Below are 11,945 nucleotides of genomic sequence, written 5' to 3'. Positions count from 1 at the left end.
ATGATATACATTTGCGCCCGAAATTTCCGTACGTTTTCCCGCTGGAGAAATAATGAAAGTAAGCCAAATTTCAGTCTTGATCCTGGTCTTTTCCAGCCTGGTATCAGCCAACGCGAATGCAGCTGATATCGAAGCTGGCAAAGCAAAGAGCGCAGTCTGTGCTGCCTGCCATGGAGCCGACGGAAACAGCGCGAATGCAGCATGGCCGTCGCTCGCCGGCCAGCATGCGAGCTATACCTACAAGCAGCTGAAAGATTTCAAGGCGGGACGTCGCAATAATGCTTCGATGACCGGTATGGTCGCGCTGCTGAATGATGACGACATGAAAAATCTCGCGGCCTTCTATGAGAGTCAGCAACCCAAAGCGGTCGCTTTCGACGGGGAGATGATTGAAAAGGGCGAGGGTATTTATCGTGGCGGCATTACCGAAACCCACGTCGCTGCCTGTATGGGTTGTCACGCGCCCAACGGTGCCGGTAACGGCCCGGCGGGCTGGCCCTCGCTTAAAGGGCAGCATCCTGAATACGTGGTTACCCAGCTGCAGAACTTCAAGCAGGGACTGCGCGCTAACGATACTGGCAAAATGATGCGCAATATCGTGGTCCGCATGTCTGACAGCGAAATGCAGGCAGTCGCGGCCTATATCGCCGGAATCCAGTAAATCCACTTGTTGACCGCATTCAGCAGTCGTTAACCTGGCGAGATATATTTTTACGATTAAACTAATCGTTGCTAGGTTTGTCTCTAAATACACGATATTTTCCAGGAGAAACTCGATGATTAAGCGCTGGCTAAAAAGCTTTGCCATTTTGATGCTGATTTCAGGCAGCGCTGCTGCGCAAATGACTTTCACGGAGGGTAGCGACTACCAGTTGGTGACGCCCGCGGTTAAAACCTCGCAGCCAGATAAAGTGGTAGTAACGGAAGTTTTCTGGTACGGCTGCCCCCATTGCTTTCGTTTTGAGCCTTATGTCGAGCGCTGGTCTGCCGGTCTACCCGAGGGTGTTGTATTTGAACAGGTGCCCTCATCACTCAACCCTCGCTGGACCGAGCATGCGCGGGCTTACTACGCGTTCAAGATGATGGGTGCGCACGATCAGACGCATAAAGCCCTGTTCGATGCAATTCATCTCAAGCGTCAGCGTTTAATGAGCCTCGATGCCATAGCCGAGTTTGCCGCCGACATGGGCCTCGACGAAAAACTGTTCAGGGAAAATGCCTTTTCCTTCCCGGTCGAAACCCAGATTCGCAAGAATATACAAAAGGAGAAACGTTACGGCCACCAGGGCGTGCCCGCGGTAATTGTCAATGGCAAGTATCTGATTTCAGCATCGTTGGCCGGCAGTAATGAGCGCATGATCGAAATCATGAACTTTCTCATTGCAAAGGAACTGGCGCAGTAATCCGGCGGGCGTTTTGCTGGCGACGCGGGTCGAGCCCGGCATTCTTTAACTATCGACTAGTTGGTGCTCCAGCCGAAGCGGGCGATGGCGATATTGCCCTTGCCATGGTATTCAAGTGATTCACATAAGTCCTGGATCAACAATATACCGCGCCCACTCAGTGCGGCAGCCCCGTCGAGCGGCGGGTTGTGATTTTCATAATCGAAACCCTTACCACTGTCCTCGATACGCAGCAGGATGCTACGCCGGGTAGATTCCTGTTCAACGGACAAATTGAAAATGACGTAACCGCTGTCGAGCGTGGCCAGTCGACTTTCGCGCGTTTGAAAATAGGCTTCGAATCCTGCGGGATCAGCTTTCTGATTTGAATCGAGGTCGAGCACACCGTGGTCCAGGGCATTTAAATATAATTCGGTCACCACCGTGAATAATGATTGCCGTTCGGCTTCGAGCTTTTCCATTTCCATCAGGTAGTTCACCAGAATAGGGACGGGGTTCGTCTCCCGCAGCCTGGCGCCGTTAAATCGCATCGATAGTTTCCACTCGCCGCGATCACCCAACGTGTACTTGGACGGCTTGATATAGTCATGCACCTCGATTTCCGGCAACACATCGTGGACACAGGTTATCTCTACCAGCGTGACATCATCCGCCTGGGTCGTGATATCGCCACAAAACCGGTCGAGATCATCGAAAACCTGGTCGAAAATTGTGTTTTTCGCCGCGCTTGAAATCGATGCCAGCAGACGTTCATTGCCAAATTCCTCGTCCTTTGCATTACGCGCCTCGGTCAAACCATCGCTATGCATCAATATCTTGTCGTTGTAGGCAATGGGAGCGTATTGCAGCATTTCCTTTGGGTCCATGACCGCCTCGACGCCGAGCGGCAAGCCGGTAGACGCCAGGCGATGCTTGATCTGGTTGCTTTCCCCATCGACGATGATCACGTCCGGCATGCCGGCGTTGAAAACGCGAACATGTTCGAGATCATGGTTGACGACTACAAGTTGTGCACCGAAAAACATTCCGACCGGCAACATCGATTTCAGCTTCTTATTAATGCCAGTCAGTATTTCTTCGGGGCTGAAACCCTTGGTAGTCATGGCGCGAAATACCTCGGATACCGGCATCGCCCCGAGCGCAGCAAGTAGCCCATGTCCGGTAAAATCCCCGGTCAGAAAATACAGGTCACGCGAAGGTGAATAGGCTGATAGCACCATGTCACCGCTGAAGATGCCGGCAGGGCGTACCACCTGTCGCAGGTAGGGATTTTCGATATTGGCGCTCTGAATTGCGTTGATGAAAACAGACTCGGCTATTTCCTGTTCCCGGTGAATCATGCTGTACATGCCCTGTACTTCGCGATTCAGTACCGCTATGCGCTGCATAGAACGAATCTTGCTCTGCAGGATAATTTTGTCGTACGGCTTAATCAGGAAGTCATCGCCACCTGCCTCTATGCATTGCGCGAGTGCTTCCTCGTCACTCATCGCGGTCAGAAAAATGACCGGAACGAATCGATTGGCAGAAGCGGCCTTGATTTGGCGTGTCGCCTCGTAACCATCGAGCACAGGCATCATTACATCCATGAATATGATGTCTGGATTTTCCTGCTTGAACAGGGCGATCGCTTCCTCGCCGTTGACGGCTTCAATGGTCTGATAACCCAGCTTGCTGAGCAGCGATTTTAAAACTAGACGATTGGTTTTTTCGTCGTCAACGATCAGCGCTTTGCCGAGGCCGGAGATACTCATATCGAAGTGCAGGTCGGTAAAAGCAGGGCGGACATCTTACCGAAAAGCGCGGGCTATCCCTGTGTGATAATGACTACCTTATTAGTACATACAGCGCTGAAATCAAGCTTGGATCGAGGCTGGCTTCAAGCCTTAAACCGGCCACCCGAGCTTGTGCGCGAGGCCCGAATGACGCCGGGTAAGCTTTTCGATGGCCTTGATGACTACGCTTTCTGCGGCATGCAAAATAAATTGCTGCCGGGCACGCGTGATGGCCGTATAAATCAATTCACGCGAAAGCGCTTCTGATTCGGGATCATAAGGCAGGATCAGTAACACCGAGTCGAACTCGGACCCCTGCGATTTATGTACACTGCTCGCCCAGGCCGGTGTGAAGTCGGGCAGGCGGTTGATCGCGAGGTCGCGAATACCTCCGCCTGAATCGCGAAAGCAGGCACGTAGGCCTTGCTGCGGGTACTGCCACAGAATTCCGGTATCACCGTTATACAGGCCCAGTTCATGATGATTTCGGGTAATCATGATTGGCAGGCCGCAGTACAAATCTGATTCAGGCATCTGGTTACGTGCTAACAGCGCACTTGAAATCCTGGAATTGAGTGACTCGACACCACAGGGTCCCCAGTTGGTTGCACACAATACACGCGTGGATTCGTAAACCCCGAGCGCATCTTCGGGCGTATCTTGCTCGAAGATAGGCTGATAAGCATCGTATAACCCGGCAAGCGCTTCGGCGTCAATTTGATCCGTGCTTTCACAATGCCACCGCAGACCTGCGTCATTGCGGCGCAACAGGTCGATTGCATCGGTGCTCCGGCCCTGGTTGACCAGGGATGCCATCTCGCCAATAGCGCTGTCTCGATCAAACCGGTAATTGTTACGCAGTAGCGCGATCGAGGCCGCTAACGGAGAAACCCGGGTATCCCGTGCATGGCCGTGACCGGTTATATCACCGAGCACGTTTCCGGCGGCAACGGATGCCAGTTGATCACGATCGCCGAGCAGTATGAGCCGGGCGTGTTCCGGCAACGCGGCAAGCAGGTGAAACATCAGTTTCAGATCAATCATCGAGGCTTCATCGATGACAACACAATCGACTGGCAGGCGATTGTGTTCATCGTAATTAAAGCCATTACGTCGATAACCAAGCAGTCGATGCAGCGTGGTTGCCTCGCCCGGCAGGTTCTTTATGTTGCTGTTGTCGATATCGACATGGTCCAGGCGTTGACGAATCGAATCCGTCATACGAGCCGCTGCCTTGCCGGTCGGTGCGGCCAGCGCAATCCGACATGCGGGATCCAGTGTCAGTAACACTGCGAGGATACGAATGACGGTCGATGTCTTGCCACTCCCGGGTCCTCCCGAGATAACACTGAAAGTTTTGCTGGCGGCTGCCAGGACGGCGCTTTTCTGGTCCTCGTCGACGGTCTTCTCGGTGGCAAATAATGCATCGATATGATCGCCTATCGTTTGCGGATCGGTGGCAGTATGGTCGTCAAGCATTGCCTGGATTCTGTTAGCAACGTAGTCTTCATAAAACCAGAAGCGACCCAGGTACAGGCGATGACCATCGAGTATCAGTGGAGCATTTTCATGGGGTTCACCGACGCAGGAACATTTATGTAAGCGGGCACACCAGTCGGCGCTATCAAGATTACCCGGGATTAATCCCGCGTCGATCTGCTCGGAACTAAAGAGAGGGCGCGTACGGTAACGGTCAAGCTCGACGCAAACGTTTCCGGCAAGGTTGGCTTCGCTGACGAGCGCGGCACTGAGGCCGGGGAGGTCATCGATCGCGCTCCCGGCCTGCCGTGCAACAAACTCGGCAAAATAATAGCTTAACCAGCTGATATCGCCGCCGCGCGCGAGACTGTAGACCAGTCCCGTCATGCGCCCGCCATTGCCAGCGGCGTAAACTGCATCAACCGATCGAGGGTATCAATGGTTTGCCACGCGGGCCGGTCGAAATGGACACCAAAGCGGTTGCCATGCTCCGGCCTCAAGCCGCGCAGGAACAGATAGTAAGCGCCACCGTAGTGATGCTCGAATTTATAGTCACTGAGGCGTTGTTTCAGGAAACGATGAAGTGCGACCGAATACAGCAGAGACTGCAGGTCATAACGTCGCTCCAGCATTGCCCGCTGAAGGTGCTCGGGGCTGTAGTCCTCCAGCCTGCTGCCGAGCAGGTTGCTTTTATAATCGGCGAGGTAATAGCGACCCTGGTGAACGAACACAAGGTCGATTACACCGGTCATTAAACCGCAGAATTCGGGACTGCTCACGTCTTTCAATGGCAGCGGAGACAGGGACTGCATGACTCGATTCAAGGCTTCTGTATCAAGATGATCCAGCGCGAAATCGAATGACAGTTCGTTAAGTCGCTGCTCGCGAGACAGGCTATTTAAAGTCAGACCAGTATCGTCGATGGGTGCCAGTACAATGTTCTCCAGCCATCTGACCAGCGTCGGTTCATTTTCGGCAGTCAATCCCGACGGGGCCAGGTAGTGTGGGAATAGCTGTGCACACTGCTGTGCGATATCTTGCTGAAAATCCAGGTTCTCGAGTAGTGAATGGATGAGCAATCCGATATGGCTTCCCGCGGGGAAATCCAGGATAGAATCATCCGCAGCGTGCATGTTTTCGGGGCTGCCCGGTTGATGTATATCGCGTGTCAGGCCACTGAAACTATTTACCCGCCATGGGATCGTGTTGCCACGCGTAAACATGGCCAGTTGAGACGGTTGCTGCCGTGCGCCGTCCTGACGCAATCCGGGCGTCAGGTTCTCATGCGGCAGCGGGACAAGCTCGATGGTTGCGGCGCTCCTGTCGACCAGGGCCTGCAAATCGGCTGCAAGGTCGAGGTCGCCCGCAAACCCGTCGGGCGCCACCGATTCGAGTTCATCCGGAGTTTGCCTCGAGTGGAGCAGGTAAGCGAGCGCGGTCTGTTTTGCATAACCCTGTTTTCCGGGATCACCAGCGGGGCCCCAGGCCAGGTACACTTTCGAGCGCGCTCGGGTCAATGCCACGTATAACAGGCGCATGTCCTCGGCGAGGCGCTCTTTTTCTGCGATCAGCCAGTTTGCTTCCAGTTCCGCAGATCCGAGATCGATGCACGGTGTCATCCCGGCATCATGAAAGTAGACCGCTCTGGCCGGGTCTACCGGTTTACAGGACCACAGGAAGGGAACAAATACAACGGGGTATTGCAAGCCCTTGGACTTGTGAACGGTGACTATCTTGACCAGCGCCTCATCGTCTTCCAGGCGCAGCTCGGCGTCTTCGTTACCGTTTTCTTCAAACTGATCGTGGAACCAGCTGATCATCGGAGACATTCCGGCCGCGATCGTCGACTGCTGTTGTAGCAATTCAGCCAGATGCAGTAGATTGGTAATACGTCTTTCCTTGTTGTCCTTTTGCGCCAGGGATCGTGTGATATCGAATCGATGCAGCAAAGACTGAAACATCGCGATAAATCCGTGCCGTTCCCAGAGCTGTTGCAGGTGGCTTAAGTCTTCAATCCAGCGCTGCCACGCAGAATCGCTTTCAAGGATCGCTGCGATTTGCCGGTAATCGAGATTGAGCAGGCTGGACGTTAGCGAAAAAGTGGCCAGGGTTTGATCCTGGCACTGGGAAATCGCCAACATCAGATCATAAAGACCCCTGGCTTCTTCACTCCTGAAAACGGAATCTCGACCGATAGTGACCGAGCGGATGCCATAACGATTCAGGACCCGACTTAAGGCATGCCCCTCGGAGGCCTGCCGTACGAGGATTGCAATATCGCCGCTTTGCAGGCTGCGACCGTTAATAGTGGCCGTTTGTTGGGCGGCTTTTTCGAGCAGCGCGCAGATTTCACCAGCAATCGCCTCGTTGATCATGTCCCGCATGGCCTGGCGCGTATGGTTGCCCTGTTGTTCGCTCCCGGGAAGCTGCCACAGGGTCATTGCCGGGGAAATCCGGTCTTCCAGGCGAAGCTCGTAATTTACATTGTGCTGAATCGAGTCGACCGGCGAGAACATGATCGAATCCTGGTAAATAAACGCATCAGGCCGATTCGAAAATAGCGTGTTGACGGCATCTACCAGTTTTGGTTGAGAGCGCCAGTTTGTTTGCAGACTGAACAGGCCTATCCCCGGTAAACGCCGGGCCTGTATATAGGTGAAGATATCACCACCACGAAAGCTGTAAATTGCCTGCTTGGGATCGCCTATCAGTGTCAGGCTGATGTCATTCGCCGACAGGTAAATATGGTTGAAAATTTTATACTGGATCGTGTCGGTGTCCTGGAATTCATCGATCATCGCGACCGGGTACTGGTGCCGCAGGCTCGCTGCCAACGCTTCTCCGCTGCCTGATTCGAGTGCCTCCAAAAGTAATGTCAGTTGGTCCTGAAAAGCGAGCGCGGTCATTTCACGCTTGGTTGCCCGTACTGCTTGCGAGGCAAAATGGTATGCATCGGCGCGCAGTTTCGGCCCAAGCTCGTTGCTAAACCGAAGCCATTCGTTGGCGATGGGACTTACCGTTTTGAAAAATTCGTGGTCCAGTCCGGGATCCTGTCCCCGTTTACTGGGTTTAGAGTTCTGGTGTAACAAGTCCGCTCCCAGGTACTGGAAATTCGGGAAAAGGGCGGTGGGCTCGGGCGCGTTGAAAAACAGGTCGGCAGCCTCCAGAAACGCCGGCAGATTCTCCTGATGATATGGCAACTTTAAGGTTCGGCTAAGTGCCGTTGATTTCGAAATAATTTCGCCAATTTCGGCCCGTTGCTGAATCCATATCGGAGCCAACCGGTGTAGTGACTGCGCAATCTTTCGCGGCTGTTCCAGCAGCGTGGGCAGGTTGTCGAGTGTTTCCGGCAGGATGCGCGCTGACGGCTTGTTCCGCAAGTCCAGCAAGATTGCGATCAGGCTGTCTAGATCCGGTAAGCCGTCATGAATAAACCGCCAGGCCTCGCGATCAAGATCATAGGTCCGTTTGCGCCACCAGTCTTTTATCGCGGATTCCCAGATCCGGTCATCATCGGTCAGCATATCGCTATCGAAAAGCTGGTTACCGGATAATGCGTGCTCCCTCAGGCTGCGCTGACAGAAGCTGTGAATGGTTGAGATCGCAGCCTCATCCATGCTGCGTAACGCAAGTTGCAAACGAGTGATCCGGGTATTCCGTGCGTCTTTATCGAGATTCGCTGACTGCTCCTGCAGCAACGACAGCAACTCGTCCTCGCAGCCAGCTGCATGCTGGAGCAGATCCAGCGCGTCATAGAGTCGTTTGCGGATGCGGCCCCGCAATTCTTCGGTCGCCGCGTTGGTATAAGTCACGATCAGAATCTGTGACGGATGTCGACCCGCCAGGATATGTCGCAGGTAAAGGTCGGAAATGGTGTGCGTTTTTCCGGTGCCGGCACTCGCCTCGATCAGTTTGACACCCTCGAGATCGAGCCCCAGTATTGCCCTGGCGTCGAGGTGGTAAGGCATCGAAATATCAGGCATTTTTGGCAGCGTGCTTGATTGGGGGCAGGTAAATTTGCCGCGCGCAATCCTTAAACAGCGGGTCATCGAGTGGCCTGGCCGGGTTTTGCTGCAATGCAAGTCGAATGAATGCATCGTCGCACTCACCGGGAGGCGCGTTCCGGTACTGGTTTCCATGCCAGCAGGCAAGTGCCTTGCTCATCGCAATATCCGGATCGACATGTGATGCCCAGGCGTAGCTGGTGTCGGGAAACACCGGCAGTGGATACGTCTGACCCTGACGGAACAGTGACACATAGTTGGTCAGAATTTTTCTGGCACTGGAAGCATCGACAGCCTCAAAACGAAGTCCTTTTGCAACCGGGGTCAGCAATTGACTGCATTCCGGTAGAGCCAGCTGTGCGGTCGCCGAGAGCGCCAGGTGATCGAGCCAAAGCGACATGACGGACCTGCTTTTGACGGTTTTACTGGCAGTGAAGTGCATCAATCCGATGCCGGGATAACAGGCACCGACTTCTCCGAACAGCGTCAGGCCCGTGTCTAGTTCGCACTCGACAGCCCGGGTTGCGGGTTGCGCGTCACCAAAATGCTGCAGCTGATCGAACAGGATCTGATATTCGCTGCGGATGGCTGACCATTCGCCGGTTGCGGCGCTGCCATGCGGTAACAAACCCTGCGCTGAAAATTTTGCGACGTCACTATGTCTTCCTGCCAGACAGTCATCGGCGATACGGCTGGCCAGCCCCCACTTCTGCAAACCCTGCAGGGAAAAACTCTCCTCGTCGTCAGAGCCGTGTTCTGCAGGCATACCGATACCGAGCCTCGAGCTGAAGAAAAAGCGAATCGGATGGCTGAAGAATCGTTTCAGTACGTCGAGATCTATTGCCGGCTCAGAATCCAGGATTGAGGCAATCGCTTCCTGTTGCCAGGCCGGTCTTTGATCTGGATTTTCGCTGCTTTCGAGATAACGCGATGTGTCATACCAGTACTGATCGTAGCCGCAGGCATCGGATTCAAAATTTCTCGGAGAAAATGCCTGCATCGGGTGAACCTGCGTAATCTGTTCGCTTGCCGTACGCCCGTTATCATCGTTTTTAAAGCAGGTATCGATATAGTCGAGTAGTTCCCGCAGTAATACTGAAGGCTGACATTCGCTATTGTCCTTAAGGCTGCGGCCGCAATAGCTGAAATACAGGTAACGTCGCGCACACAACAGGGTTTCAAGCATCAGGTAGCGGTCTTCATCCCCTGTGAGCGGGTCACCGGGGCGCCAGGCCCGATGCATCAGGTCGAATTCGGATGGGTAATCCTGACGCGGAAAGGCATTGTCGTGCATTCCGAGCACGCAGATTACCTGGAATGGGATATTGCGCATGGGTTGCATGCCACAAAAAGTAATACCACCCGAATAAAGCCGACCCGGTTGTTGATTTATCTCCAGTTGCTTCTGCATCCAGTAACCAACTAGGCCGGGACTTAACTCGGTCGATCCGGATTGACCGATTTCACTGATTGCGTTTCGCAGCGGGAGCAGTAAATCATCGGTATTGACCCAGGGCGTAAAAAACTCGTCGACGAGCTGATGTAGACGTCGCTGCCAGACCTTACCGCTGGCAGCTTTGCCGAGTTTCTCATGCCAGCTGGTCAGGCGCTCGAACAGATGTCTAAACTGGGAAATTGCGATGCCGGCTTCGGTGTCAACCTCGGTGATCGGAGAAATACCGCGCCAGAGGCCATCGTCCACCATTGCATAACCCGCGAAAAACCGTTCCCAGGCCTGTTGCCAGGTATTTTCATGAACCGCGGGAAGGCCCAGCGCCTGTCGTTGTTTGGCATCAATTCCCCAGCGCACCTGGCCGGATTCAACCAGGCGATATATATGTTTGAGCATTTGCTCGTCGATGCCGAAACGTTTGCGAATTTCTGCACACTCGAGAAATGTCAGGACCTCGGAACGGGTAAATCTGCTGCCAGGCAGCTTCAATAACAGCAGGAAAGTTTTTACCAGCGGATGGCCATCGCGAATGCTGATATCGGAGATATTCCAGGCCAGGTTAGGGCGCTTGTTGCTCGCATCGCGCTGGAAAACTGCCTCGATGTAAGGTGCATAGCGGCTGATCTCGGGGACCATAACCAGGATATCCTCGTTCGACAGGTCAGGGTGTCGATCGAGCAGCTTCAGCAGGTGGTTATGCAGTACCTGGCATTCGCGCATCGGGCTGTGACAGATTTGAACCGAGACCGAATCATCGACCGCCGTCCCGGCTGCCGGGGGCTCGAGGTTAAACAGGCTGGTCTGCAAGCATTGCAGTGTGCTGGCAGTGCCGGGGAGCAGGTTGTCTTCGTTTTCGCTACTGGTGACCGGCCCCAGACCAAGCAATAAATCCTGCATCGCCTGTCCCTGCCTGCCCCAGGAAGCCAGTAAACTGTTACCAGTATCGAGATACTCGGCGTTGGCAGGATTTTGCAGACGTTGCTTTACCTTTGCTTTTTCGGTGACCAGGTCAGCCCAGTATTGATTCGTGGGGCTGTGCTGGTAGAGAAATATATCGCAGCGGCGCGCGAGCGCATGAATGAATTCAATGGCAAGCGGTGCCAGGCTGGACATCGCGAACAGGCTGGTACGTCGGGGAAGTTTAATCTCGGTGGTTTCGTCGGCGAGGTGCTCGATGATGTTGGTCATGATATCGACCCGATGAGCTTCTTTTCTGGTGGCGGTAATTTTTCGCCACAGCTTTGCCTGCCACTGGTTGTCAGCTCCGTCGGACCAATCGCGGATCAGTTCCGGCCGATAGGTCTGGTAGCGGTCGAAGCTCGTCGCGATGCGTTGAGCCAACTGCCAGCGCTTGATGCCGGTTTGGTCGTCATCAAGGTACCTACGCAGGGATAAGAAAGCAGTCTGGCCGAGCATTCCAGGCAGGGCAACAAAAATTTGCCAGGCGAGCTCGCCTCGCGAATAAGGATCTTTAAGCGGCAGATTATCAAGGTTTGTCGCAGCCATGCCCCAGATCCACTCACTCACCTGGGGATAATAAATATTTGCCGCGATACCCTGTTGCTGCGCAATACGCAGGTTCAGCCAGCGCGACATCGCGTAGGTTGGCACGACAATTATTTCCGGCGCGAATGGATTCGCCAATGGTTCAGCAACAATGCGCTGCGTCAGTCGCGACTGCAGGATTTCGACTTGGTTTGAACTCAGGATGGTTAAAGCCATTGCGGGACGATTATGTTGCAAAACCGGGAGATTATAAAACAACGGCAGCTCACCGGATGAGCCATCGCGGTGACCCGGTACTCGCCAATATTCAAAATTTTAATTGATT

The 11,945-nt window shown here is 53.9% G+C and carries 6 protein-coding genes; 2 read left to right on the top strand and 4 right to left on the bottom strand.

The genetic code is table 11. The features are described 5' to 3' along the window. The first annotated feature begins 52 nt into the window (after positions 1 to 52). Together OES20_11190 and OES20_11185 are read left to right on the top strand one after the other, a co-directional pair. Entirely contained in the window at positions 53 to 661 is a 609-nt protein-coding gene (locus OES20_11190; protein MDH3635261.1) for a cytochrome c4, read from the top strand. A 115-nt stretch (positions 662 to 776) separates the two neighbouring features. Beyond that, complete coding sequence (locus OES20_11185) at positions 777 to 1,403, top strand: thiol:disulfide interchange protein DsbA/DsbL (protein MDH3635260.1); 627 nt, start codon at positions 777 to 779, stop codon at positions 1,401 to 1,403. A 56-nt stretch (positions 1,404 to 1,459) separates the two neighbouring features. Here OES20_11185 and OES20_11180 read toward each other — a convergent pair whose 3' ends face one another. From OES20_11180 to recC, 4 genes are all read right to left on the bottom strand, one after another. Next, on the bottom strand, positions 1,460 to 3,157 hold the full coding sequence (locus tag OES20_11180) for a SpoIIE family protein phosphatase (GenBank protein ID MDH3635259.1): 1,698 nt from the start codon (positions 3,155 to 3,157) through the stop codon (positions 1,460 to 1,462). Positions 3,158 to 3,289: 132 nt separating this feature from the next. Beyond that, positions 3,290 to 5,044, bottom strand: a complete 1,755-nt coding sequence (gene recD, locus OES20_11175; protein ID MDH3635258.1) for an exodeoxyribonuclease V subunit alpha — start codon at positions 5,042 to 5,044, stop codon at positions 3,290 to 3,292. After that, a complete protein-coding gene (gene recB, locus OES20_11170) occupies positions 5,041 to 8,640 on the bottom strand; it encodes an exodeoxyribonuclease V subunit beta (protein MDH3635257.1) in 3,600 nt (1,199 codons plus the stop codon). The genes recD and recB overlap by 4 nt, the downstream gene beginning before the upstream one ends. After that, complete coding sequence (gene recC, locus OES20_11165) at positions 8,633 to 11,836, bottom strand: exodeoxyribonuclease V subunit gamma (protein MDH3635256.1); 3,204 nt, start codon at positions 11,834 to 11,836, stop codon at positions 8,633 to 8,635. The genes recB and recC overlap by 8 nt, the downstream gene beginning before the upstream one ends. Positions 11,837 to 11,945 lie beyond the last annotated feature (109 nt).

It is taken from the genome of Gammaproteobacteria bacterium (assembly GCA_029862005.1).
Lineage (GTDB): Bacteria > Pseudomonadota > Gammaproteobacteria.
This window is presented reverse-complemented; position numbering and strand designations above follow the sequence as displayed.

What these genes read in the sequence shown, in the direction of transcription:
- OES20_11190 (MDH3635261.1), top strand. Translation starts at nt 53, where the DNA reads ATGAAAGTAAGCCAAATTTCAGTCTTGATCCTGGTCTTTTCCAGCCTG.
- OES20_11185 (MDH3635260.1), top strand. Translation starts at nt 777, where the DNA reads ATGATTAAGCGCTGGCTAAAAAGCTTTGCCATTTTGATGCTGATTTCA.
- OES20_11180 (MDH3635259.1), bottom strand. Translation starts at nt 3,157, where the DNA reads ATGAGTATCTCCGGCCTCGGCAAAGCGCTGATCGTTGACGACGAAAAA.
- recD (MDH3635258.1), bottom strand. Translation starts at nt 5,044, where the DNA reads ATGACGGGACTGGTCTACAGTCTCGCGCGCGGCGGCGATATCAGCTGG.
- recB (MDH3635257.1), bottom strand. Translation starts at nt 8,640, where the DNA reads ATGCCTGATATTTCGATGCCTTACCACCTCGACGCCAGGGCAATACTG.
- recC (MDH3635256.1), bottom strand. Translation starts at nt 11,836, where the DNA reads ATGGCTTTAACCATCCTGAGTTCAAACCAAGTCGAAATCCTGCAGTCG.